The organism is Sphingomonas sp. Leaf357, assembly GCF_001423845.1.
In the GTDB taxonomy this organism is placed as follows: domain Bacteria; phylum Pseudomonadota; class Alphaproteobacteria; order Sphingomonadales; family Sphingomonadaceae; genus Sphingomonas.
Window position 1 is genome coordinate 986,310 of the sequence record NZ_LMPM01000001.1, and the last position, 23,703, is coordinate 1,010,012.

A 23,703-nucleotide genomic window follows, 5' to 3' on the forward strand; every position below is an offset into this window, starting at 1 on the left:
ACGAGTGGAAGGTTTGGATAGCGGCAATGGGCGCGTGACCACGGTAGTTGGGTCTTTCCTCCTCGGTCACCAAACATCCTCACAGCCCTGAGCCACCACGTCGTGAACTGCCGTCAGTCCTTCTCGATCACAGTGTCAGCCTTCTTGTCGATCTTGCTCTCTTCGGCCTTTGACATCCGGCCGGCCTTTACAGCTTGGCTAGCGCGAGCCTTCGCATTCTTGGCGTGGGCAGCATCTTCGATCGGATAGGCTCTCTTCTGCGGTTCGGCGAATTTGCTCGCCGGTAGTTTGTCCCGCTCGGACTCGGATAGCTTGGCCATTTTCCTCTCCTTCTGGTCGATAACGCAGCGGGCGGCGCCTGGTTCAGCTCAGCAGGCCGAGATGAACGAGCGTCGGCTTTGGAGGAGCACCGAGGCCCGCCCGAGGGTCGCCTTATGGTCTTTTCTCCTAAACAAATTAGCTCGCGAGGCGGTTGCCAAACCATCACTGGCGAGCAGAACCCAATCGGCACTATCAACATCTCAACGAGCAATACGACGCCTGCGCCTTACCAATAGGCGGGATGAGAACAGTGCCAAGTAGCGAGATCAAACGCGATTCCCGCAGGGATGAACAGCAGCAGCGCGCCGTCCTCGCCGATCAGAAAGATGGCAAAACCGGTTTGCGGTAGTCGTAGCGCCGACGGATGCTCGCGGCTGTATCCGTCGCGCCGATCAAGTTGTTTCCGAGGACTCAACGACCGATAGGTCGCGTTCGCTGGCACCGAACTTCCACTTGGCGAGGATCTGACGCTGTGCTGCGAGCAGCGCGTCGTTAGCATCTGGCGCGCTTTACGGCGAGGACGCGCTTTTCCCCTTAGGACACAATGCCTTCAGGCGGCGCGATAAAGGACGCAGCGGTCAGAAGTGCCAGTAACTGGATCATCGTCTCTTAAACCGCATAGTGCGCGGCGACGGCGTATCCTGGCTTAACAATTTGAAGCTTTATCCTTCGACCGTGACGTCGTCACCGCCATGTTCCTCGAGAACCTCTTGGACAGCTTCGGCGATCTCTTCGCTATCGACGGTGACGGTAACAGCAATCCGACCGTTCAAAGCCGCTTCGTCCTCCGTGCCGTCTTCCAATTCGGTCGGATTTTCAGAACCGTTTCCCGTGACGCCAGCACTGTTCTCGCTGCCTTCCGTACCAACATCAATATCTTCGCGATCGACACCGTGCTCCTGCACGAGATGCTCAGTCGCCAACTCGGCCTCGCGCCGGGTCTCGAAGGTTGCATTGATAGTGGGCATATCGGGAACTCCGTTTCGTGACGTCGCGCTCAACGCACGAAAGGACGAATATGCACAGCGGTCCGGACCATCATTTTGTACGCTTCAATACAGACGCAAGAACGATGCCGGCGCCGACCTGAAGCAGACCGTATGCCCGGCGGCGGTTCGGACGCTCCACGAAAGGCCTGACGAGGACATCGACCGCGCCGAAGTTCGACCGCCAGAGTTCGATATGACGTCTCGGCTGGAGCACGCCGAGCAGTCCATCTCCTATCATAAATACGGCGGCCATCTCCGCCGACCGCCGAATGCCCAGCTGAACGGCGCTCATGTCCCCGACCAAATCGGGTGACGCGCTGGACTTGGTTCCAAGAGGGCCATCCGCTTCCGATCTGACGTTCAACACATTTCTCCAAAATATCGCGCACTTGTCGCGGGACTAGGTTCGTTGCTGGAGTATTGCGTCGGATTCATGGTGTCTCCTTTGTAATACCGAGAACGCACGAGCAGAAGAAAACGACGGAGCTAGCGACTTAAACCGGCCAAGGCTGCTTGATCGCTGCCAGCTGTGTCCTGCGTCCTACTCTTAACGGTGAGTGACTAACGAATGCGATAGTCTGAACTCGTCGAGCAAATGCTCGATAGCCGCCACGTCGCGCGGATTACCTGATGGCGAGACCGACCAGTTGCAGTGCAGATGGGTCGCCGGATGGTGCACGCGTACGGGGCCGATCGCCAGCCGCCAGTGCCGCGCGCTGCCGCCCGCCTTGCGGATTAGCGCTGCTATCATCAGGTCGAGGATGTCATCGCCCGTCATCTTTATCCGTTGTCGTAAAGGGGAGGTGGCGGCTGCCCGTATCGCAACTCCCGGCGTTCCGCACCGCCGAAAAATCGGAGTAGCGACGCCTTATGATCCTATTCACCGCTGACACGCATTTCGGCGATCATCGCACGATCAACATCCAGCGTCGGCCGTTCGCGAATACAGCGGAGATGGACGCAGTGCTGATCGAGCGCTGGAACGCGGTCGTCCGGCCCGACGACACGGTATGGCATCTTGGCGACGTCGCACGTCGACCTGGGGACGTCGCGCTGCTGCTCGCCCGTCTGAACGGCACCAAGCACCTGCTGCGCGGCAATAACGACCCTGCGGCGACGCTGACCGCCGACGGTTGGGCCAGCGTCGGCGACTATGCCGAACTGGACATGAAGGATCGCAGGCTCGTCCTGTGCCACTATCCCTTCCGTAGCTGGAACGGCCAGCATCGCGGCGCGCTCAACCTCCATGGACATAGCCATGGTCGGCTGAAACCCATGCCGTGACAGCTCGACGTCGGAGTGGACGTGCACGGTTTCGCGCCAGTGACGCTTGAGCAGCTTCTTGGACTGCCGGCGAAGGGCTAGCGTTGCTGTCAACTTGGAACACGTCCGCCCGTCGTTCGTCCAATCGATGAACAGCAGGAGCAGAACAGATGGCGATCTTCAACAAGGATATGATCGATCTCGCGGGCAAGAACGATCTCTGGCAGAAGGAGGTGTACCGCGACGCCAAGGTACAGATTGTGTTGATGAGTATTCCGGCTGGAGAGGAAATCGGGCTGGAGACCCATCCGGCCGATCAGACGACCTTCATCGTGCATGGCGAAGCGCAGATGGTGATCGACGGGCACTCGACGAAGGCGGGTCCCAATCATCTCGTGGTCGTGCCCAAGGGTGCCGAACACAACGTCATCAACAAGGGAACGGAGGCACTGAAATTGTTCTCGGTCTATGCGCCGCCAGCCGAACCGGAAGGCGCCGCGTTCAAGACGAAGGCTGAAGCCGAGGAGGCCGAGAAGAGCGTTTTCGCCAAGGCTGCCGACAAGGTGAAGGAGGCAATAAGGCGATGACCGGCGCGGGGCGCGGCGTTGCGTCCCGGGTCCATCGCTGACAGCATGCTCATAAACGGGGGTATCCGATAATTGGCACGATACTTTTGGCCATTCAGGCCGAGCCGGCAAGCTATGATGCCGTCGTCGCTGCGCCGAATTGTTATCGCGTTCTCTCAGAAGACGATGAGATTCGCGTCTTGCGGGCCGAGATCGCGCCCGAGGCCACCGCGCCCGTTCACGATCACCCGCCGCGGTGTCAACACAAGGTGGCCCGTAGTTGATGACCAAGCTCGCCGAGACCAGCGTGAATTTGGATGCCGAGGCCGTCTGAGTAGCGCACGCGCCTGGCGGGCGGTCGCTCTTTCCAATCAACTCCACACACGGGCACGACATGACGATCAAGGCTATATTCTTCGACATCGATGGCACGCTGGTCGACAGCAACAACATGCATGTGGACGCCTGGATGGACGCGTTCGCTACCGTTGGCGCGACCTTCGACGGTCAGACTATCCACGACCAGATAGGCAAGGGCACCGACATGCTTGTGCCGACGCTGCTGCCCGACGCCTATGAGGATGAGCAGGAGCGTCTTGGCGACGAGCATGGCAAGGCCTTCAAGTCCCGCTTTCTCAAGCGCGTCCGTCCATTCGCGGGGGCGCGCGATCTGCTTCCGCGAGCGTCGCAAAACGGACAGGCCATCGTCTTCGCTTCGTCGGCGTCGTCGGACGAGCTCGAGCACTATCTCGACCTATTGGACGCGCGAAACCTGGTCAGCGCCACCACGAGTTCGGATGACGTCGAGAACACCAAGCCTGCGCCCGACATCTTCTCGGTCGCCTTGGGGAAGGTCGCGCCCCTGCAGGCGCATGAGGTCGTCGTCGTGGGCGACACACCGTACGACATCGAGGCGGCCAGAAAGTGCGGCATCGCGGCGATTGCTGTCCGCTCCGGTGGCTTCCCCGATGAAGAGCTACTCGGAGCCGGGGCGGTCGCGCTGTATGACGACGTTGAGGCGCTGCTGCGGAATTACGACACCTCGCCGTTGGCCCCCGATGCCGACGGTGGGGCGCGGTACTAATGTGTGTTGAATCCGAAACGGGAGGTGAACGATCCGGCGCGAGCCGCGGTTGCCAGGTCTCGATGTCATCCGAGATAGGCGGGATTGACCCTGCCATGTCTAAGGGCGAAAATGAGCAATGCGGTTCTTGGTAGTCGAAAGCGAGACAAAGGAGGAACGCGAGACGCGGCGTGCCACGGCCGGCAAGAGCTCGGGGGAGACATATCAGTCCACTCTCGAGCAACTCGTGCCGGGCGTGGACCTTAAACGCACCGCCCCGGCCGACGGTGACACCCGGCCGATGGTTGTGGACGAAATCTCTGCGTTCGACGCGGTCTTCATCACGTGATCGCCGCTCCACGTTTACGAGCCCGCGCCGGAGGTCGAACGGCAGCTCGCCTTCATGAAGGCGGTCTACGCCTCGGGAACGCCGTCGTTCGGTTCCTGTGCCGGCCTGCAGCTGGCGGTCGCCGCGGCCGGCGGAAAGGTTCGCCCTATGTCAGAACGCATCGAGGCTGCCGTGGCACGCCGCATCACCGCGACCGAGGCGGGGCGGACGCACCCGCTGCTCGCGGGCCGACCGGCCGCGTGGGATGCGGCGGCGATACATACGGACGAGGTCGACACGCTTCCGATTGGCGCAACGTTGCTGGCAGGAAATGATGTGACGCAGGTGCAGGCCTTGGAGATACGCCACGGGGCCGGCATCTTCTGGGGTGTGCAGTATCACCCCGAGCTTGCACCGGGCGAGATCGCCGCGGCGATACGGCGGCAGGCCGCCTCCATCGTCGAGGCCGGACTGGCGGGGGACACCACCGCCGTCGAACGGCGGGCCGAGCTCCTGGACCGCATCCACCGCGATCCGCACGACGTGTCCGCCCGTTGGGAGCTGGGGGTCGATGGCGAGTTCGCGGAGGAGGACCGCCGGCGAACGGAGTTGACCAATTTCATCGCGGCGATCCCAACGCTGCGCGGTGCACGGTGACAATCCGATGATCGTGTCGAACGTACTTGAAGCCGGCTTCTGGGGTTTCGTGGGCGGCTCCGCACTCATCCTCGGTGCGCTGATCGCCTGGTTCGTGTCGCTCCCGCAAAGACTGATCGCCGCCATCATGGCGATCGGCTCGGGCGTTTTGATCTCGGCGGTGGCCTTCGACCTGATGGATGAGGCGTTCCGCCAGGGTGGCTTTGACTCCACGGCGGCCGGCTTCCTCGGAGGAGCCATAGTCTACACCGCGGCCAACGTGCTCATTTCACGCCGGGGGGCCCGCCATCGCAAGCGGTCGGGCTCGAACCCGGACGCCAGTCAGACGCATGCTGACGCCGGGGCTGGCACTGCGATCGCCGTCGGCGCCCTGCTCGACGGCATTCCCGAATCGGTGGTCATCGGCGTGAGCCTCCTTGCGGGCGGCGGCGTTAGTGTCGTCACGGTGGCGGCCGTATTCCTTTCCAACGTGCCCGAAGGTCTGTCGAGCGCGGCGGGGATGAAGAAGGCGGGAAGGGGCCCGGGTTACGTTTTCGGGGTATGGGGCGGCATCGCCGTGGCTTCCGGCATCGCCGCGATGGTCGGCAACGTCGCGCTTGCAGGCGCCAGTCCCGAGATCGTGGCAGCGGTAACAGCGGTGGCGGCCGGTGCCATTCTCGCGATGCTGGTCGATACGATGATTCCCGAGGCAACGGAGGCAACGCATGAATATTCCGGATTGATAGCGGTCGTGGGATTCCTGCTGGCCTTTGTCTTGTCAAAGCTCGGCGGCTAAGGCGCGTCCCCGCGGTCATACCGTATTTGCCGTCAAACCGTTGGAACGACTGACGCAGGGTCGCCGTTGTTGGCCGAACAGAGGGGGATGGACATGGATGTTGCAACGACAAGTCTGGTTGAGCGCATCGCGCGTGCGTTGGCGGGTCTCGATCATAGCGCGAACGCCGCTGGTGGCGAGACGTCGGCGTCCACTAGTGTGGACGAGACCTGGCGAGCCTATCTCGGTCAGGCCGACGCGGTACTCCGTACGATCCGCGAACCCTCGGGGGCAATGTCAGCGGCCGGCGACCCGAGGATCTGGGCGGCCATGGTCGATGCCGCGATCGTCGAATCGGAGGCCCCGTGAGGGCGCATCGATCCCCGGTGGTAGCCCTCCAGGCTGATGCGGACGAACGGGATGTGTGCCAGGTGCCGATCGCGGTCCTAGGCAATCGGTTGGAGCGACGCAGGCTTGCGGCAAAGGCCAAGCGAGAAGCCCCTCGCGTTCGTACCTGCAGCTGCTGCTGACGAATACCGCCAGCGTCCGTGGCGCTGGTTGCTATCAGCTGCGCTTGGACGCTGCCGCGATCCTCTCGTCGCTGATCGCAACCCCATCGGTGCCCGCCGAAACCAAATCATAGGCCGCCCGCCGCTGTATCGGTACGTTTCCGCCGCTAGGGAGCGGGGCGTCAGCGCCCACATTATACTCATCCGAGACACAAGGACGCACGCTCTAGCCTGGCGGTATCTCGGAAGACCGGGATGACCCGCCCTTCGGCATGACCAACGTCAGATATCGGGTGCCCGGCGGATCCTAGCGCCAAGTGTTCCAGCAGCTAGTACTCAGTTATCAGCCGTATGTCCGGCTCGACGGTTTATTCCCCCAGCGTCATTGGGGCAGCAGGCGGGGGAATTCGGGCGGCAGTTCGCGTGCGAGGAAGCCGATCGGGCCGGCCGTCGTGGCGACACGCCGGCCGCCCTGGCCGTGCAGCCAGACGCCCCAGCCGGCGGCCACCAAGGGCGTCGCACCGCGTGATAGTAGCCCGCCTATTGCACCTGCGAGCACGTCGCCGGATCCGGCGGTGGCGAGCCCAGTGCCGCCACCACCATAATGGAGGAGTTCGCCAGTTGGGGCGGCTATGACCGTGTCACTGCCCTTCAGCACTACCACCGCATTGTAGATGTCGGACACCTCGCGGGCGACGCGTTCCGTATCATTGCCGATCGTGTCCTCGTCCAGGCCGGTCAGCATTGCCATCTCGCCGTGGTGCGGGGTGAACACAAGCCGCCCCGCGAATGCCTCCAACTCGGACTTCAGTTCGGACGCGCACCCCAGCGCGAGCGCATCGATCACGAGGGTCAAGTCGTCACGAGAATCATCGAGCACGATCCGAAGCAATGCGGCAGCGGCTCGGGTCGTCCCGATACCGGGGCCGACGATGAGCGCTTCACAACCATCGAGCGCTTTCCGTAGCGATGGTTGCGGATCGCCAATGATCTCGCCATCCGGATCCTCCGCCAGTGCGACGACGCCCGCTTCCGGCACGAGAAGGCCGAGCCCCGTCGCGACCGAAGCGATCGTTGCCATCTGCAGCTTGCCTGCGCCGGCACGCAGGGCGGCTTCGCCGGTCAGCCGGAGCGCGCCCGGTACCATGCGCGAGCCGCCGATGGCGAGCACGCGGCCACGGCTGTTCTTGGTCGTGCCGGAAGCGTCGTGCACCGGTACCGGGTTGGCGGCGATCCATGCGCTATCAATCCGAACCGCGCCGCTCACCCCCGGACCCCCGCAGTCCGTTCCGGTTCGGCCGTCACGTCCGCTGCGCTATCGCCTTCCAGATATTCGACGGCATTGTATTGGGTCAGGACGAGCTTGCCGCCCGATGCCGCGGTTTCGTCGAGGCGATATTCTGTGATCGAGCAGTTGGCGACATCGCCGTCGGCATCGATTGCCAGGATTTGCTCTTCAGTCATGTTCTCGATGACGTAGCGCAGGCACAGCACGACGACCTGATGCGCGACGATCATGACCCTGCGGCCAGCATAGTGAAGCGCGATCATGTCCATCACCGAGCGCAGCCGGAAGATCACGTCGCACCAACTCTCTCCGCCCGGCGGGCGATGATAGAATTTGCCAAGAATGCGCCGGAACTCGGCCTGATCTGGATGGATCGATGCGACGCCGCCGGTCGTCAGGCCGTCGAGAATGCCGAACTCCTTCTCGCGCAACCGCTCGTCCAGGCAGATCGACACCGCCGCATCCGGGTCCCAGCAGCCGCGGAAGATCTCGGCGGTTTCCCGTGCGCGGACAAAAGGCGAAGCGAGCAGTACGTCCGGGCGGGCATCGTCGTCCAACGCGCCGAACCAACTGCCCAGCGCCGCTGCCTGATCTTCGCCGCGCGGTGACAACGGTATGTCCACGTCCCGCGCATCGAGCGTTATGCGATCCGAGCCGGCCGCATGCGCCGCGTCCCTCGCGACATTTCCTGCACTTTCGCCGTGGCGGACGATCCAGAGTGTGCTTGGCCAACGGGATGTCATCGGAGTCTACCTGAGACTGGCAAAGAAGAATGCTCCCGCCGAGCCGCCATCGCCATATGCGATAGCGGCATGGGCGGGAAATGATCACATGGCGTGATCGGCCATGGCACCCGTTTGCAGCTTCTGCGCCGCGGCGAGATGCTGCTTAACGATCGGCACCGCTTTCTTGGCCGAGGCGCGCAGCGCCGCCTGATCGCCGTCCTTTCCGTAGCTCGTGTGCAGGTCGAGCGCGGCCTGGTGTGCCGGGACCTGCTGCGCGAGATAGGTGCGGTCGAAATCCGTGACGGCGACGGTCTGCAGTTCGTTCACCGAGGTGGTCGCGGCTGGATCAAGCATGGGCATCGGCGGGGTCATGCCGGCCTTCTTCGCCGCTGCCATTGTGGCGGCAGTGGTCTTCTGGTGATGCTTGATCAGCATGGCGGCATACCGGCGGATCGCCGGGTTCTGCGAACGCTGCACCGCGACCTGGCTGGAATTGATCTCGTAGAGGTCGCTCATCCCGGCGGCCATGACGTACGGCGCAGCCGACATCTTCGCTTCGGCGGGCGGCGGTGGGGGCGGCGTCTGCGCCGAAACCGCGAACGTGGGAACGGACAGCGCCAGAGCCAGGGTCAGGGTCAGGATCGAGCGGTTCATCATGGAAAGGTCCTTTGGAACGACGTTTCGCCGCGGCGGCATGCCGACGACGTGCGGATATTGATCATCGCTGTCGAACGCTCGGGACCGGAGAACGGTTCGCTCAATCTCACTGAGGCAAATCAACTCGTGATCCTATGGTCGTATCCTCCACTTGCCACCGGCGTTCGTGCCAAGCCCGAGACCACACGGCGTCGCCGAACCGCCAGAAGCGCGTCTCCCGTTCGTGCGGACCGGATGACACCAGCGTCCAGCATTCCCGTTCGGGCAGCTCCACGATACGGTGAATATGGTCGGCTAAGACGTGGTACGACGTTCCGGGATGGCGATGCACCAACTCGCTATGCCAGCCGCCACCCGGGTCGACGTGAAACACCTCTTCGACATAGCCGCCGTCGATGATCGTCGTCTCGAAGGACCATGGATGGTCGTGCGGGGCGGCGTGCGGCTCCTCACGGGTGAAGCGATGCAGCACCCTGCCGTCGTCGAGATGGTATTTGGTGAACGCCCGCGACATGCGCTCGACGCGGACGATCGTCGCACCCGGCGGCACGCGCGCGATCGCCGCCCGGGGCGGCGGACGGCGCATCACCGACCGCTCTGCCAGTCGCTTTCCGCATCCTCGATCGCCTGGAACGTATCCCCGTCGGCCTGTTGCTTGCGGATATGGGCGCGCACCGCTTCCGGATCGCCATTCTTCGGGAAGGTGCGATCCGCCCGCGCTGCCGCGGCAAGGTCATCGACCCAGTCGCCGCGATCCTTCTGCGTTAGCAGCCAGGCGCCAAAGGCTTGCTCCGCGGCGTTCGAAAAGTCTTGGTTTGGCATCGAAATATCCAGATTGAAGCGCCGCAGGTTTGGCCTGGTGTTCGTGATACGTTCCATGGCGGCTCGCGCCCGGCGGCGCAAGCGGATCGAACCGGTAGCTGCTCCGTTGGGGTGAAGGGCGGCCATCGCCATGTCGGGAAGCAGATTGATGATACGATTGAAACCGCTCGACCAGCAGGTGCTCGTCGTGACCGGAGCAACCAGCGGCAACGGATTGGCGACCGTCGAGCAGGCCCTCCGGCGCGGAGCGTCCGTCCTGGCCGTCGCGCGCAACGAAGACGCGCTTGCGGAGCTTGCCGCGCGGCTCGGCGTTGGCGGCGGTCGGATTGCGACATACGCGGCCGATGTCGCCGATCCGGCAGCCGTTGAAGCGGTTGCGGCGGCGGCGATCGCGACGTTCGGCGGGTTCGACAGCTGGGTCAACAATGCCGGGGTCGGCACGTACGGCACGCTCGAGCAGGTTCCGCTGGACGACCACCGCCGCGTCTTCGACGTCAATTATTTCGGCGTGCTGCACGGCTCGCTCGTCGCGGCGCGCCACCTGCGCGGGCGGGGCGGGGCGATCGTCAACGTCGGCTCGATTCTCGGCGACCGATCGATCGTGCAGCAGGGGCCGTACTGCGCCACCAAGCACGCCGTTCAGGCGCTGACCGACACGTTGCGTATGGAACTCGAGCGCGAAGGCGCAGGTATCTCGGTCACGCTGATCAAACCCGGTGCGATCGACACGCCGTTCCCAGAGCATGCACGCAACTTCATGGACCAGCCGCCGCGCCTGCCGCCGCCGCTCTACACGCCTGAGGTGGTGGCGGACGCCGTGCTGTTTGCCTGCGCGCATCCTCGCCGTACGTTGTATGCCGGGGGCGGGGGGCTGTTATCGTCGCTGCTCGCACAGGCCGCGCCCAGGCTGACCGACAAGATCATGGAACTAACAGGTAAGACGCTGCAGCAGAAGCCGGGCGATCCTGGCATCGCGGCGCGGCGCGACAATCTCTACGAGGCGCGTGACGATGACTTGCGGGGCAGCCTGGATGTCCACGCGCGCGGTTCCAGCGTCGCGCTACAGGGGCAGAAACTGCCGCGGCCGATGCTGGCGCTGGCGCTCGGTGCGGGCGCGGCGATCGTCGCCGGGCTCGCCGTCCGGGCCCGGCGATGACGAACGGGATGGGACCGCAACGGGACTTCGACGTCGTACTGGCGCTGAGCGGTGGCAACGCGCTCGGCGCGTTCGAAGCGGGCGCGTACCAGGCGCTGCACGAGCACGATCTGTTCCCGGACTGGATTGTCGGCGCGTCGATCGGCGCGATCAATGGAGCGCTGATCGCAGGATCCGCTATGGCTGACCGGCTCGGTACGCTTCGGGACTTCTGGCAGCCGGAAAGTTTCGGCTTGGGTGCGCCCGGTACGCCGTGGCTGCCATCGGCAATGGACGTTGCGCGGCGCTGCACTGCGGCGATGTCGACGATGATGCTGGGGCGCGCAGGTTTGTTCGGCCCATTGCTTTCGTCGCTGACCCCGTGGACCGACGACCAGCCTTCACTGTTCGAAACGGAGCAACTCGCGGCTACGTTGGATCGGCTGGTCGATTTCGACCTGCTGAACCGCGGCGAATGCCGCTACACTTCCACCGCGGTCGATTTGGCGACCGGCGACGACGTGGTGTTCGACAGCCGCAGTGGCACCATCGATTCCCGGCACGTACGCGCCAGCGCGGCGCTGCCGATGCTCTTCCCGCCGTTAGAGATCGACGGCCGGTGGCTGATCGACGGTGGAATATCGGCCAATCTGCCGCTCGATCCGATCCTTTCATCCCCTGGGGCGCGTCCGCAACTCTGCCTCGCGGTCGATCTGCTGCCGCTTGGTCAGGTGCTCCCTGCTACGGTAGGTGAGGCGGCAAGCCGGATGCAGGATCTCATCTTCGCGGCGCAGTCACGACGCACGCTGGAGCGCTGGCGGATGGCCCATGCCGGGAACGATGAGATCAGCCTGACGCTCGTGCGCATCGCATACGCCGACCAGGGGGACGAGGTCGCGGGCAAGGCGATGGACTTCTCGGGACCGACCATCGAACGTCGCTGGGCAGCGGGTTATAAAACGATGCTAAACGTGATCGAACGTCTGCACGATGGCTCACTCCAGCCGGTGCAGCATGGTTTCCACGTCCCGGAGCTAGAAACGACATAAAGGAGAGAGTCATGAACGAACACGATAGAGACGTTGGACCCGATGCGGGTCAACGTGACCCTTCGACACTGCCTGCCGATACAGATCGCGGTACGGTCGGCACAGGCGAGGGCTATTCCGGACAAGAGTTCGACAGCGAAGGTCAGGCCGAATGGCGCAAGAAGGAGGAACATCGCAACCTGCCAGCGGATGGGGCGGTCAGGGGAAGCGGCGCGGGTGCCGGCGGTGGCGATCCCGGCGAAGACTATGATGTGGGTACGCCTGGTGGTGCGGCACCCGGGCCGGGGGCGGGCAAGACGCCCCCGGACTGAGGCTCTTCGACCTTGCGCCGGTCGTCCGGAGACGCGATCGCCCGCTCGGCGAAGACACGCCGGCCACCTGCTCGCAACGCGATTGCAGCGCCGTCGCGCGATAGCGCGGTGCCCGCTGCATCCATATCACCGCCCGCGAGTTTTGGGCCGCGAGCGTCGGAAGACGCCACTGTTCGGACTTGAACGCGAAGGGAGGATCGATGTCGAACGATACCGATGAAGGCCTCGTCGATCGTGACTATCATCTTAAGCGGGCCGGCGCGGCGCAGGCGATGGCAATCGCCTCGCGTGACGCCTGCGCGCGGCGAGCGCATCAGGCGATGGCCGCAGAGCATTTGACACGGGCCGAGGCGCCCCGCCGCCCCGGGCTGAAGCTGGTGCGGGAATGAACGACCCGGTACCCCTGATTCCGGCTGGCGCACTGCACCTGCAGCGCGAACTAGCGGAGGACACGATGGAGACGCTGACCAGGGTCACCCTGCCCTGGGTTGAACTTGAAGTCAGGCTCGGTAGGGATTCGCTCTGGCTGTTCGTTCGGCGCGCCGGCATCGGTGGCTATGCGCTACGCACCGCCTTTTCCGCTAGCGGGCTGACGATCATCGAGAAGCACCTCGGGCAGGATACGCTCGTGTTCGCCTGTGACAGCGCGGTCGGTCGTCAGGAGGTCCGGATAGATGTAGTGGATCGCGTCTCGCCGCTGCTAAGGTGCAGCGTCACGTTGACGCCGCCGGTACCGCTGGCGATGCGGTTCTGGCCGCCTGATCTGTATCCATTGGCGGCGGACGACGATCCTCTCACGTCGCTGGGCCACGTTCAGGCGGCACAGCGCGGGCTGAACGCGCCGATCGTATTGGTGGCGCGGGACGAGCCGGGGATGGGTGGCCTGCTCTATTTCCAGAACCTCACCGCGCTGAACGGTTTTTACCGCGCCACCGGCACGCGCCCGGATGGCGTCGTAGGTGGACGATGGCCGCAACTGGGTTACCAGCCGCCGTCCGGGCCCGAGTTCGAACGGGCCGATGACAATCCACTGCCGGCAAATACGCCAGTGACGATATCGGACGCGTTGCTGGCATTCGACGAACTGGATGCCGGCGACCCGCGGCAATCCGCGATCGCGTTTCTCAACATGCTCGGTACGATCTATCCGCACATCGCGCGTCCGGCGACGACCTATCACGACTGGCCGGCGCTGGCCAAGGCAACCGCGCGCGACCTGCGACGCTCGCCCAAGGCCAGCGTGCACCATTACGGGCACCGTTACGTTCGCCCCTATACCGCAGCCGAAGTGCCGGATTCGATGGTTCAGCTTGCCGTTGCGCGGCCCATCGCGCGCCTCGCGGAACTCGATGCCAGTTACCGTCCGTTAGCGGACGACCTGCTTGCCGGAGTCGATCGCTTTTACGATCCCAGGCTCGGCGCCGTGCGTCGGTTTTTGCCCAACGTGCTGGTGGAATCTAGGGCGCTGGGTAACGAGAAGGACGAGAACGAGGTCGACAGCTGGTATCTGTATCACCCGCTGGTCAACCTCGCGAAGCTGGCGCGGGCCGGGGACGACAGTGCCAAGGACCTGCTGCTGCGAAGCGTGGATTTCGCGATAAGGGTTGCGCGGCGGTTCAAATATAGCTGGCCGATCACGTTCGACGTCCGCACGCTGGAAGTGAAGGTGTTGAATCGAAAGGAAGGCGATCCCGGCCAGTCGGATGTCGGCGGCATCTACGCGCACGTCATGCTGGACGTGTGGGAGCTGACCGGCCAGAAACGCTTCCTCAACGAGGCGATCAAGGCGATCGAAGCCACCGGCGACCTGCGCTTCGACCTCAACTACCAGACCAACCTGACCGCTTTCGGAGTCAATGCCTGCCTCCGGCTGTGGCACGCGACCAAGCGCCGCTGGTTTCTCGACCAGAGCTTCGTGTTCCTCGCGAGCTTCCTCCACAACACATTGTTCTGGGAATCGCAGCTCGGCGCAGCGGAGCACTATACGACATTCATGGGCGCCACATGCCTGCACGATGGCCCATACATGGCGATCTACGAATGCTTCGAGAGTTGGGAGTCGTTCCGCCATTATCTCGTCGAAGGCCGCGACGATCTGCCGCATTCGGTCCGCCTGTTGGCCTCCGAATTCTGCCGATACGGCTTGCAGCGTGCCTGGGGCTATTATCCTGCGCACTTGCCGGCGGACATCTTTCCCGACGAGATCCGCAACGGCGAGATCGACCGTAAATTGAGCTTCCCCTTGGAGGACCTGTACGGTGCAGGCGATCCTCCAGGACAGGTCGGACAGGAGATCTACGGCTGCGGCGCTGCCTTCGCGTTCGCGGCCGGGGCGTGGCGCAAGTTGGAGTTCGCGCCGTTCACGCTATTTTGCGACTATCCGATATCCCGGATCGCAGAAACCGACAGCATCGTCCGCTTCGAGACGGTCGGCGTCGCCGGAATGGAGTGCCGCGTCCGCCTGATCGCCAACCCGCGCCGCAGAACAGCGGTGCCCCGGCTGGCCCTGGCGGGATCGGCGGAGATCCCGCATCGGCTGACGGAGGAGGGCCACTTCGAGGCAATGGTGCCGGCGGCGACGCCGCTGACGATAGAATGGTCATAGCGATCGCTTGAGCTCCGCTAAAGTCCAGCTTTTTCCAGCGCTGAGGCCAATTCGGGGTTTTGTAATGCTTCGCCTTTAGGAAGTAAGCGATTGAGCGCGGTTTGCACCCTTTGCTGCGCAACCTGAAGCGTCTTGTGGCGGACCTCGCGCGTAGCATTGGTTCGCCATGATCTACTTTCGCCCAGCAAGGCTGCCCACTTGGCCTCTTCGGCTGCCAGGATCGCTAGTGCGAGCCGCATCCCCTCCCTGAGGCCATGGTCGAAATCGTCCGACACCTGATATCCTTCGGCTACATTTCGGTTCAGATAGAAAAGGCTAGATCGCCAGCCGCTCGCGATCAATGCGGAGCGTCACGATCAGTCCGCCCTCTGACCAGTCGTGATGTATCGAGCCGCCGAGCTGCCCGGATACACTGCGATCGACCAGTTTGGTGCCGAACCCGGTCGTCTCGACTTTAGCTTCAACCGGCGGCCCCCCGCGCTCTAGCCAGGTCAGGCAGATCTTGTCGCTCTCGGTCGTGCTGGACACATCAAGTGTGTTGGCTTCTTCGGATAAAGCACCGTACTTCATCGAGTTTGTCGCAAGCTCGTGAAGCACGAGCGCCAGTGCCGTGGCGGCGCGTTCCCCGACGCCCGTCCGCTCGACCGCGACACGCACCCGCCCTTTGAATGCGCCAAGGTCGTCATATGGTGCGAGCAAGATGACGATGAGATCGCCCAGCAACGCCGCGCCCCCTTGACCGCCCGGGAGCGGCCGGACCAGATCGTGCGCACGTCCCAGCGCGGTCAGGCGACCGGTCAGTTCTTCCGCCATCTGCTCGGTCGTGTCGTTCGATCGAGCAGAGACGTTGGTCAGCCCGGCCGCGATCGCCAGCAGGTTCTTGACCCGGTGGCTCATTTCACCCGCCAGCAATTCGTGGCCTTCCTCCGCTTGCTTACGGCCGGTCACGTCGAGGAAGACGCCAAACATCGTACGCCCGACGATACCGACATCCTCGCCTTGTCCGCGCGCTGCAATCCATCGAATTTCCTCGCCAACGAGGACGCGGAAATCGGTTTCGTATGGCCCCAGCATCGCGCGGGTGGCGTTGAACGCTGCCCTGACGCGGTCCCGGTCGGCCGGATGAATATGCGCGGAAAGCTCCTCGAAGGTTACCTTCTGCGTCCACGCGATACCCCATAATTCGAAGCCGCGTTCGTCCATGGTAAACTCGTCGGTGTCGACGTCCCAAGCCCACAATGCGACGCCGGCTGCGGTAACCGCGAGACGAAGATGGTCGGATGCCCAGACGTGAGTCGGGTTGCGCTGCGTACTCATCTTACGTCCAATCGATCATTGTTTTGCTTGGTTGGACGCCGGTTCGATCGTCACCTGGTCGATAGTGGTCGGCGAACGGATAAGCCACCGCATTGTCTCCTCGGGTTCTCGTACGCTTTCAGGTCGCCACGCAGCAATCTTCAACACGGAAACGGCTGCACCGTCGGTAGCCACCACTCGCCGATCGGCGTGCAATTTAGTCCTTGAACCGAATACCCCGAGCCGCGTTCGTGCAGCATGTCCAATTTGACCCACACCCCGTCAGCGGTCCGCACCAATCGTGAGCGCGCGGATTTGCTGCTGCGGATCGGGCAGTCGTTGGAACTGAAGGCCAATGTCGATATCAGTACGCGCGGATTATGGTCGATCCCAGCGCTCGTGATTGGCATTCTATTGTCCAGCGCCGTGATTTTCCGGGCGGCAAGGGAAGCAAGCGATCGGGAGTCTAGCCGACCGCTCGCAGCGACACGGGATTGTCCGAAGGCAATAGTCCCACCGGCAGCGAACGGATAGCCGGTCTGGCGAGAAGATAGCCCTGCATGTAGCGGATACCGATCGCGCGCAGCGCTTCGAACTCGCCGACTGTTTCGATCCCCTCGGCGATGACGAGGATGCCCATCGCTTCGGCCATTCGCGTAACCCCGTTGACGATCATGCGGCGCGGCAGGCTGGCATTGATGCCGCGGATCAGATCCATGTCGAGCTTGATGATTTCGGGCTGAAACTTCGCGAGCAATCCGAGGCCGGCATGTCCGGCGCCGAAATCGTCGATCGCGGTGCCGAAACCCATCTTCCGATACGTCTCGACGATATTGGCGACGTGATCGGTGTCGGCCATCTTCTCGTTCTCGGTAAATTCGAAGATCAGGCGTTCGCTAGGCAGCCCGGTGGCGCGCGCGGTCTTCAACGTCAGCTGGATGCACGCGACTGGCGAATAAACCGCATTGGGTAGGAAGTTGATCGACAACCGCGCGCCGGTGCCGAGAATGCCAGCGACGACCGCGTGCTCGATCGCGGCGACGCGGCATTGCTGGTCGAACGCATAGCGGTTGTCCTCTGTCACCCGAGCCAGCACCTCCGCGGCGCCTTCCCCTGCTGCACCCCGGACCAATGCCTCGAACGCGTACGGCAACCCAGTCTCCACGTCGATGATCGGTTGGAACGCCATCGACAAGTCGAAGACCTCCTTATCCCCCCGGCATCCTTTGCACCCAGCGGCTTCAGCGCGAATCATTATGGCTCTTATGCTGGGTTACGTTACCGGCGTCCGGTTAATACGATCTATTCTTCTCGCGTATCTCACGCCCGAAAGTATCGCATGACGTCTGTTCCGCTGTTTGGCCCGGTGGCTTTTCGGAACTCTACTGCGGGTGACGCTTTGAGCTAGAAGATCAGAGGGAAACCAGACATGGCGGATCATAAGGACAATCTCGGCGCGCGTGACCAGGCGACGGTGTCGAAAAAAGAAACTTACGAGGTGGATTATTTCGCCAAGAAGCACGGCCTCACTCGCGAAGAAACGGTGGCTCTGATAGACCGCGTTGGAAATAGCCGCGAAGCGTTGGAGGCCGCCGTTGCTACCGCCTCGACTACCGAGCCGAAGAGGCGGGTTCGAACCGCCAAAGCGTCAAGTTCTTCCTCCGCAACCGCTAAGCGCACGCGTGCGTCGCTTGGCACGCGGAAGCGAACTGCGGCAGCGACACCATCGTCGGTCGGCCAGACTTTGGCTGCCGTCGCCACCCCGGTAACGGCGGCGGTCGAGGCCGTTACGGAGCCCGTGGCGAAGGTCGTCTCGCCTGCGATCGACAGCATCGCCGGAGCCCCGCGTAAAATGGCGAGGGTTGGCAGCCGCCGTACGGCCTCTGCGCGAAAGAAGGTAGCCGCAGCGCCGAAGGCGACGATAAAGCGCGCGGGGGCAGCGGCCGACGGGGTGAAGGCAGCCGTGAGTGGTCGCACGGCGTCAATCATGGGAGCAGCGGCGGCCGGTCTTGTAACCGGGCTCGTCGTTAACCTCGGGCGCAAGATGGCGGTGCAGGCGCCGAGTGCACTGGCGGGCGACTGGCTCGACGCGCTGAAGGTCGAACACCGGCTAGCGCTGGCGTTGTTCGATAAGCTGCAGGCAACCGGCAGCGATGAAACCGGCAAGCGCACAATATTGCTAACCCAGCTCAAGCATGCGCTTGGCAAGCACGCCTTCACCGAGGAAAACGTGATTTATCCCGCGCTACGCGCATGGGGTGACAAGGCCGACGCGGATAAGTTGAATCATGATCATGGGTACGTGAAGCAGAACCTGTATGATCTCGAAGAGATGGACAATGCGTCTCCTGCCTTTATGCAGAAGGTGTCGTCTTTTCGCGCCGAGCTCGAGGACCACATTCGCGAGGAGGAGGAGGCGATATTTCCCCCTCTGCACGCTGCCCTGGGCGAGGTCGGCAATGCCAGGGTCACTGCGCAGGCCAACAAGGAAGGGTTCAAGCTGGCGTGACAGGCGCTCGGGTGGACTGCTCGACGCTGGATCCGGGCATTAGCATTGGTGCTTTCGGAACTGTGCAGGTCGGGCATCGTATCTGATCAAGCTGCTATCCGAGATCAAGCTAACCGGAGGCATTACGCCATGGGCGTTCGTGACGAGGCTGTGGACCTAGCTCGGAGCATATGCGATTACGTAAGCGAAGGGCCAGCCCTCCCAGAAGCAGCCATGTCCGACGCATCGTGGAATATTCTTTTAGAGCTTCTTGTCGCAAGCGCCGACGGCCAGCCGGTTGTCGTCAAGGATGCGATTGCGGTGGCCGAAGGCTCTGCATCCGTGGGAAAGCGTTGGGTCATGGTGCTTCATCCGAAGGTATCGTCCGTTGCTGAAATGGCGGTTGCGATGACCCCGAAAACATTATCGAACTCACGCCGCAGGGCATTGCGGCCGTCGAAGCGTGCATGATCGATGCTCAGGAATATCTTAAAAGCCGCATCGTGCGATCCGCCGCTGCGTGACGTGACGGCCAACCGTGAAATAGGCGGAGGCTCCTATCCGATCATGTGACGCTCACCGACTAGTTCGAAGCGGATCCACCGGAGAATCCCGGCGGGCTTCTCCTTCGGGCCAAAACATTGATGGCTTGGGCGACATGCGCGCCGGCCAAGTGATCGCCGTCTGTATCTAAAATTTCGAGTGCGAGTTGCAGATATCGAAGGGCGTCCGGCCGCTCGTTATGATGATTATTCTCAACCATTGTCACCTCGCGCCACTGGGGAAGCGTCCCACACTTCCATGCGTTACCGTGCCTCGTGCAATGGCAACAAATACCTGAAATCTAGAGCTTTTGACCTCCCTACTGCAACCTCCACGGACCTGAATCCGTTCCCCCCGATTACCTTCGCCAGCCCCTTTTAGAGTGGCGCGTTGTTACCCGCTCGAAATTCTTAATTTGGGTTAGGGCGGAGTGCGCCGCCGCAGCTTTAGGATCTGGCCGGCTGGGGCCTGGCGCTCGGCAACCGGGGTGCGGTCTGACAAACTGTCGCTTCATGCCATCAGGAAGTGGACATGGGTAAGTGACGACCGTTTGCGCTGGATCAACTCTGCTTGTCCGCAAACTCTCTCGGCTGGTCGCGCTCGGCACAGACGATATTGCGGCGCTATCGGAGCTGGAATTTCAATCCGAGCAGGTCGCCAACCATCATTACCTCGTGCGTGAGGGCGATCGGGTAAATCGCTGCTGTCTCCTTATTGATGGTTATGCCGCGCGGAATAAGTTGGTGCGTAATGGACAGCGGCAGATCGTGGCCTTTCACATGCCTGGCGACATGCTCGATCTGCAGCATTCGCTGCTTAATCGCGCTGATCACAACGTTCAGACCACGACGGCTGCAACGGTGGGCTGGGTTGATGTCGAGAAGCTGAAGGGCTTTGCGTTGGCCCATCCGAAAATTGCCGAGGCTTTTGCTCGTGACGCGCTGATCGATGCGTCGATATTCCGCGAGTGGGTTTTAAATGTGGGGCGGCGGGACGCGAAAACGCGCGTGGCGCACATGCTTTGCGAGTTTGTGGCACGACGAGAGGCGATCGGTATCTCTCCCGCCGATCCGATGGTCCTCCCGTTCACTCAAGAGCAGATCGGGGATGCCACTGGCCTCACCTCGGTGCATGTGAACCGAATGCTACGGGTGCTCACCACTGAAGGTGCATTCGAGAGGCTGAACGGAGCCTACAAAATCGCCGATTGGCAAAAGCTGAAACGGCTGGCCGACTTTGATCCTGCATATTTGCATCAAGCTGCGTAATGCAAATATTGCCTATCGCGTTGAATCCTTTGGGCTTCCGCAATGGCGATTTTCTCGAAATATGACTGCGCCATCTCGCAATGGTTTATCTTGATTGCTGGGTCTTTTGCCGCGCCGAGCTCAATCGATTGCCGATAATGCATCTTGAACTATCCGATGTCTTTGACTGCGGATATTAACCCCATTTCAAAAAGGTTATCCTGCGGCCGAACCGATGTCGCTGATCGATATTAGCGCCAACCGTATTCCGCATGATAGTGCGATCCGATGCACCGCCACCGACGAGGGTTCCGGTAATCCTGCCGCTGAAACGCTTCATCAGCGGCACACGAGAGATGAATAAGCGACTGAAGTTGGGAAGCGCAATAGGCAACCTGAATGTCGACATGGGGGCATTAGTCCCCCGCCGAACTGACGAGCCACGGCTATTCTGCCCCCCCTGTGGCTACTTCAACCGCCTCGACATACGCCCATTCCTCAGCGGTAAGCGGCGTAGGCTTAGTCAGCAGCGCGATAAGCCGAAAATCCGGCATTCTCACCCGCGCTGTAACGGGCTTAACCGGGCGTAATTCACAAGTCTCGGCGGGAAGGTGGGTGGTCATCATCGGGTCTCCGCTGGGCGCGGCGTCCGTCGCCGCTCCCACCGACGATGGCCCGACCAGCGGCGCGGTCAGGCTCGGCGCCCCGTGTGTGCGGGGCGACTCGATGCCTAGGTGTTCGCTTCCCAGGGCCAACAAGTCGAATGGTTTGTGCAGCGGGCGCGAGGATGTGGGACCGGTCGCGGGATGCCGCATTCCCAAGGCGCGAGAGCGGCCGTAAGCCGGGGCCATGGTCGATACCCTCACGCCGAAGGCCAGAAGCGAACGCATGGCGCGGGTCCGGAATCGCGACACCAAGCCCAAGCTGGTGGTGCGGCGCATGCTGCACGCCATGGGCTATCGCTACCGCCTGCACGCCAAGGATCTGCCCGGAAAACCCGACATCGTGTTTCGAGGGCGCAGGAAGGTGATCTTCGTGCATGGCTGCTTCTGGCACCGCCACCCCGACCCGGCATGCCCGCTGGCGCGCATGCCCAAGTCCCGCCTCGACTTTTGGGGCCCCAAGCTGGAGGCGAACCGCGCCCGCGATCTCGCGACCGCAGTAAGGTTGGAAGCGATGGGGTGGTCGGTGCTGCTTGTCTGGGAATGCGAGTTGCGGGATAGGGAACACTTAGGAAACAAACTTCGCCGATTCATCGAGGGGAATTCATGAAGGCGATCGAACTGTTCGCGGGCGCCGGTGGCTTGGGGCTGGGCGTTGGACGCGCCGGGTTCACCCCACTCGACGTGGTCGAGTGGGACCGCTGGTGCTGCGATACGCTGCGCGAGAACCGCGCGCGCGGGACCGAGGCGATGCGCCATTGGCCCGAACCGCGCGAAGGCGACGTGCGCGGCTTCTCGTTTAAGCAGTTCGAGGGTCAGGTCGATCTGGTCACCGGTGGGCCACCGTGCCAGCCATTCTCGCTGGGTGGCCGTCACAAGGCGTTTCTGGACGAGCGCGACATGTGGCCGCAAGCGGTGCGGGCGGTGCGCGAGACCCGGCCAAGCGCGTTCATCTTCGAGAACGTGAAGGGGCTGACCCGAGCGACCTTCGCGACCTATTTCTCGTCTATCTATCTCCAGCTTTCCTATCCCGAGATCGTGGCCAGGGCAGGGGAGAGCTGGCTCGACCACCGCGCCCGGCTGGAACAGCACCACACCTCCGGTGCGGCTTCGGGCCTTTCCTACCGCGTGCTGCCGCCCAAGGTGCTGAACGCGGCCGATCACGGCGTGCCGCAACGCCGCGAGCGCGTCTTCTTCGTCGGCTTTCGCTGCGACATGGGGATCGAATGGTCGTTCCCGCGCGAGACCCACAGCCGCGAGGCTCTGCTCTGGGACCAATACCGCAGCGGCGACTATTGGGATCGCCACCAGGTCGCCAAGCGCGGCCGCCCGGTCGACCCCCGCGCGATGCTCGCGGCGAGCAAGCTCGACGCGAAGCCGACCGAACTATCCTGGCGCACTACCCGCGACGCGCTGGTCGGGCTGCCTGATCCCGAACTGTCGCCGCGCGCGACAACCGTTTTCGCCGACCACCGGCTGCAGGCGGGGGCACGCTCCTATCCCGGCCACACCGGCAGCCCGCTCGACGAGCCAGCCAAGACGCTGAAGGCCGGTGTGCACGGCGTGCCCGGCGGCGAAAACATGCTGCGCCGGCCCGATGGCTCGGTGCGCTATTTCACGATCCGCGAAAGCGCTCGGTTGCAGACCTTTCCCGATGACTTCGTGTTCCACGGCTCATGGTCAGAAACCATGCGCCAGCTCGGCAACGCCGTGCCGGTGGAACTGGCCGAGGTCGTGGCGCGCTCGGTTCGCCAGCATCTGGATAGTGCCCGGTCCCGTGTCGGCCACGCCTGATGTCCGAGGTCTACAATCCACTCGACAAGATCAATCTCGGTAAGTCGGTCGCCGACGCGCTGCTCGAGCGTCCAGCGGAAGCGCTCGCCGATATCGCGCCGTTCGAGGGGGCGGGGATCTACGTTCTCTATTATAACGGACCATACCCGGCCTACGCGCCGATCGCGGCGGCCAACGCCGAGGAGCCGCACTGGCCGATCTATATCGGCAAGGCAGTGCCCTCTGGCGCGCGCAAGGGCGCGAGCTTGACCGCCAGTGGCCGAGGCCGCTCGCTCTACGCGCGTCTGTCCGATCACCGCGACAGCATCGTCGACGTCGAGCGCGGGTCGGCCAGTCTCGCCGTCGCTGATTTTCAGGTCCGCTATCTGATCGTCGACGACATCTGGATCCCGCTTGGCGAAAGCCTGCTGATCACACGCTTCCGCCCGGTGTGGAACATCGCGCTTGATGGCTTTGGCAATCATGACCCCGGCAAGGGCCGGCATCAGGGACAGCGCCCGCTCTGGGATCACTTACACGAAGGGCGCGGCTGGGCGGTCAAGTGCGCCGCTCGGCCCGAGCCGATCGACGCGGTCATCACGCGGATCGCCGACTACCTCACCGCGCACCCGCCGGCGGACGAGGCTTGAAG

Annotated in this window: 29 protein-coding genes and 1 pseudogene; 18 read left to right on the forward strand and 12 right to left on the reverse strand. The window is 63.0% G+C overall.

What is annotated here, in order from left to right; translation table 11 throughout:
* Nucleotides 1-113: 113 nt before the first annotated feature.
* The 4 genes from ASG11_RS04680 to ASG11_RS04695 all read right to left on the reverse strand — a co-directional run bounded on the left by ASG11_RS04680 (nucleotide 114) and on the right by ASG11_RS04695 (nucleotide 2,088).
* Nucleotides 114-320 (reverse strand): hypothetical protein, encoded by a 207-nt coding sequence (locus ASG11_RS04680; RefSeq protein ID WP_055775785.1) that lies wholly within the window; start codon nucleotides 318-320, stop codon nucleotides 114-116.
* A 663-nt stretch (nucleotides 321-983) separates the two neighbouring features.
* Nucleotides 984-1,289, reverse strand: a complete 306-nt coding sequence (locus tag ASG11_RS18630; protein ID WP_156363652.1) for a hypothetical protein — start codon at nucleotides 1,287-1,289, stop codon at nucleotides 984-986.
* Between the two features lie 70 nt (nucleotides 1,290-1,359).
* Nucleotides 1,360-1,602, reverse strand: coding sequence for a hypothetical protein (locus ASG11_RS04690; RefSeq protein WP_055780287.1), 243 nt, complete (start codon nucleotides 1,600-1,602; stop codon nucleotides 1,360-1,362).
* Between the two features lie 255 nt (nucleotides 1,603-1,857).
* Nucleotides 1,858-2,088: a hypothetical protein gene (locus tag ASG11_RS04695; protein ID WP_055775791.1), complete on the reverse strand. Its 231-nt coding sequence runs from the start codon at nucleotides 2,086-2,088 to the stop codon at nucleotides 1,858-1,860.
* A gap of 92 nt (nucleotides 2,089-2,180) precedes the next feature.
* On the opposite strand from ASG11_RS04695, the gene ASG11_RS04700 reads away from it, so the two are divergent.
* The 7 genes and pseudogenes from ASG11_RS04700 to ASG11_RS04725 all read left to right on the forward strand — a co-directional run bounded on the left by ASG11_RS04700 (nucleotide 2,181) and on the right by ASG11_RS04725 (nucleotide 6,310).
* Nucleotides 2,181-2,594, forward strand: a complete 414-nt coding sequence (locus ASG11_RS04700) for a metallophosphoesterase family protein (protein WP_236697381.1) — start codon at nucleotides 2,181-2,183, stop codon at nucleotides 2,592-2,594.
* A gap of 149 nt (nucleotides 2,595-2,743) precedes the next feature.
* The gene (locus tag ASG11_RS04705) at nucleotides 2,744-3,160 is read left to right on the forward strand and encodes a cupin domain-containing protein (protein ID WP_055775794.1); all 417 of its coding nucleotides are present in this window, start codon (nucleotides 2,744-2,746) and stop codon (nucleotides 3,158-3,160) included.
* A gap of 373 nt (nucleotides 3,161-3,533) precedes the next feature.
* A complete protein-coding gene (locus tag ASG11_RS04710; RefSeq protein ID WP_055775796.1) occupies nucleotides 3,534-4,223 on the forward strand; it encodes an HAD family hydrolase in 690 nt (229 codons plus the stop codon).
* A 118-nt stretch (nucleotides 4,224-4,341) separates the two neighbouring features.
* Nucleotides 4,342-4,551: a hypothetical protein gene (locus ASG11_RS19190; protein ID WP_236697382.1), complete on the forward strand. Its 210-nt coding sequence runs from the start codon at nucleotides 4,342-4,344 to the stop codon at nucleotides 4,549-4,551.
* Nucleotides 4,552-4,590: 39 nt separating this feature from the next.
* Nucleotides 4,591-5,187: pseudogene (locus ASG11_RS04715) on the forward strand (glutamine amidotransferase-related protein); the annotation flags it as partial.
* Nucleotides 5,188-5,194: 7 nt separating this feature from the next.
* Nucleotides 5,195-5,962 (forward strand): ZIP family metal transporter, encoded by a 768-nt coding sequence (locus ASG11_RS04720; protein WP_055780291.1) that lies wholly within the window; start codon nucleotides 5,195-5,197, stop codon nucleotides 5,960-5,962.
* 93 nt (nucleotides 5,963-6,055) lie between these two features.
* Nucleotides 6,056-6,310, forward strand: coding sequence for a hypothetical protein (locus tag ASG11_RS04725; protein ID WP_055780294.1), 255 nt, complete (start codon nucleotides 6,056-6,058; stop codon nucleotides 6,308-6,310).
* Between the two features lie 522 nt (nucleotides 6,311-6,832).
* Here the strand turns inward: ASG11_RS04725 and ASG11_RS04730 are convergent.
* The 5 genes from ASG11_RS04730 to ASG11_RS19195 all read right to left on the reverse strand — a co-directional run bounded on the left by ASG11_RS04730 (nucleotide 6,833) and on the right by ASG11_RS19195 (nucleotide 10,074).
* On the reverse strand, nucleotides 6,833-7,717 hold the full coding sequence (locus ASG11_RS04730) for an NAD(P)H-hydrate dehydratase (RefSeq protein ID WP_055775799.1): 885 nt from the start codon (nucleotides 7,715-7,717) through the stop codon (nucleotides 6,833-6,835).
* Nucleotides 7,714-8,481, reverse strand: a complete 768-nt coding sequence (locus ASG11_RS04735; RefSeq protein WP_055775802.1) for a histidine phosphatase family protein — start codon at nucleotides 8,479-8,481, stop codon at nucleotides 7,714-7,716. The genes ASG11_RS04730 and ASG11_RS04735 overlap by 4 nt, the downstream gene beginning before the upstream one ends.
* Nucleotides 8,482-8,565: 84 nt before the next feature.
* Entirely contained in the window at nucleotides 8,566-9,117 is a 552-nt protein-coding gene (locus ASG11_RS04740) for a DUF4142 domain-containing protein (protein WP_055780297.1), read from the reverse strand.
* A 109-nt stretch (nucleotides 9,118-9,226) separates the two neighbouring features.
* On the reverse strand, nucleotides 9,227-9,706 hold the full coding sequence (locus tag ASG11_RS04745) for a hypothetical protein (RefSeq protein ID WP_055775806.1): 480 nt from the start codon (nucleotides 9,704-9,706) through the stop codon (nucleotides 9,227-9,229).
* Nucleotides 9,706-10,074 (reverse strand): hypothetical protein, encoded by a 369-nt coding sequence (locus tag ASG11_RS19195; RefSeq protein ID WP_236697384.1) that lies wholly within the window; start codon nucleotides 10,072-10,074, stop codon nucleotides 9,706-9,708. The genes ASG11_RS04745 and ASG11_RS19195 overlap by 1 nt, the downstream gene beginning before the upstream one ends.
* Nucleotides 10,075-10,090: 16 nt before the next feature.
* Between ASG11_RS19195 and ASG11_RS04755 the strand changes: the two genes are divergently transcribed.
* From ASG11_RS04755 to ASG11_RS04770, 5 genes are all read left to right on the forward strand, one after another.
* The gene (locus ASG11_RS04755; RefSeq protein ID WP_082472588.1) at nucleotides 10,091-11,098 is read left to right on the forward strand and encodes an SDR family oxidoreductase; all 1,008 of its coding nucleotides are present in this window, start codon (nucleotides 10,091-10,093) and stop codon (nucleotides 11,096-11,098) included.
* Nucleotides 11,095-12,126, forward strand: coding sequence for a patatin-like phospholipase family protein (locus ASG11_RS04760; RefSeq protein ID WP_055775810.1), 1,032 nt, complete (start codon nucleotides 11,095-11,097; stop codon nucleotides 12,124-12,126). The genes ASG11_RS04755 and ASG11_RS04760 overlap by 4 nt, the downstream gene beginning before the upstream one ends.
* Before the next feature lie 11 nt (nucleotides 12,127-12,137).
* Complete coding sequence (locus ASG11_RS18635) at nucleotides 12,138-12,437, forward strand: hypothetical protein (protein ID WP_156363653.1); 300 nt, start codon at nucleotides 12,138-12,140, stop codon at nucleotides 12,435-12,437.
* 200 nt (nucleotides 12,438-12,637) lie between these two features.
* Nucleotides 12,638-12,826, forward strand: coding sequence for a hypothetical protein (locus ASG11_RS04765; protein ID WP_156363654.1), 189 nt, complete (start codon nucleotides 12,638-12,640; stop codon nucleotides 12,824-12,826).
* Entirely contained in the window at nucleotides 12,823-15,042 is a 2,220-nt protein-coding gene (locus ASG11_RS04770; RefSeq protein WP_055775816.1) for a hypothetical protein, read from the forward strand. Before ASG11_RS04765 ends, ASG11_RS04770 begins: the two co-directional genes overlap by 4 nt.
* Before the next feature lie 17 nt (nucleotides 15,043-15,059).
* On the opposite strand, the gene ASG11_RS18265 is transcribed toward ASG11_RS04770, so the two are convergent.
* From ASG11_RS18265 to ASG11_RS04780, 3 genes are all read right to left on the reverse strand, one after another.
* A complete protein-coding gene (locus ASG11_RS18265; RefSeq protein ID WP_082472589.1) occupies nucleotides 15,060-15,317 on the reverse strand; it encodes a hypothetical protein in 258 nt (85 codons plus the stop codon).
* Between the two features lie 40 nt (nucleotides 15,318-15,357).
* On the reverse strand, nucleotides 15,358-16,359 hold the full coding sequence (locus tag ASG11_RS04775) for a sensor histidine kinase (protein WP_055775819.1): 1,002 nt from the start codon (nucleotides 16,357-16,359) through the stop codon (nucleotides 15,358-15,360).
* Nucleotides 16,360-16,804: 445 nt separating this feature from the next.
* A complete protein-coding gene (locus tag ASG11_RS04780; protein WP_055775822.1) occupies nucleotides 16,805-17,527 on the reverse strand; it encodes an EAL domain-containing protein in 723 nt (240 codons plus the stop codon).
* Nucleotides 17,528-17,767: 240 nt separating this feature from the next.
* On the opposite strand from ASG11_RS04780, the gene ASG11_RS19200 reads away from it, so the two are divergent.
* From ASG11_RS19200 to ASG11_RS04810, 6 genes are all read left to right on the forward strand, one after another.
* A complete protein-coding gene (locus ASG11_RS19200) occupies nucleotides 17,768-18,847 on the forward strand; it encodes a hemerythrin domain-containing protein (protein ID WP_236697385.1) in 1,080 nt (359 codons plus the stop codon).
* 213 nt (nucleotides 18,848-19,060) lie between these two features.
* Nucleotides 19,061-19,297, forward strand: coding sequence for a hypothetical protein (locus ASG11_RS18640; RefSeq protein ID WP_156363655.1), 237 nt, complete (start codon nucleotides 19,061-19,063; stop codon nucleotides 19,295-19,297).
* A gap of 611 nt (nucleotides 19,298-19,908) precedes the next feature.
* Nucleotides 19,909-20,637 (forward strand): Crp/Fnr family transcriptional regulator, encoded by a 729-nt coding sequence (locus ASG11_RS04790; protein WP_156363656.1) that lies wholly within the window; start codon nucleotides 19,909-19,911, stop codon nucleotides 20,635-20,637.
* Between the two features lie 828 nt (nucleotides 20,638-21,465).
* On the forward strand, nucleotides 21,466-21,888 hold the full coding sequence (locus ASG11_RS04800) for a very short patch repair endonuclease (protein WP_055775832.1): 423 nt from the start codon (nucleotides 21,466-21,468) through the stop codon (nucleotides 21,886-21,888).
* Nucleotides 21,885-23,072 carry a DNA cytosine methyltransferase gene (locus ASG11_RS04805; RefSeq protein ID WP_055775835.1) on the forward strand — a complete coding sequence of 396 codons (1,188 nt, stop codon included), beginning with the start codon at nucleotides 21,885-21,887 and terminating at the stop codon, nucleotides 23,070-23,072. Before ASG11_RS04800 ends, ASG11_RS04805 begins: the two co-directional genes overlap by 4 nt.
* Nucleotides 23,072-23,701: an Eco29kI family restriction endonuclease gene (locus tag ASG11_RS04810; protein WP_055775838.1), complete on the forward strand. Its 630-nt coding sequence runs from the start codon at nucleotides 23,072-23,074 to the stop codon at nucleotides 23,699-23,701. Before ASG11_RS04805 ends, ASG11_RS04810 begins: the two co-directional genes overlap by 1 nt.
* Nucleotides 23,702-23,703: the final 2 nt, after the last annotated feature.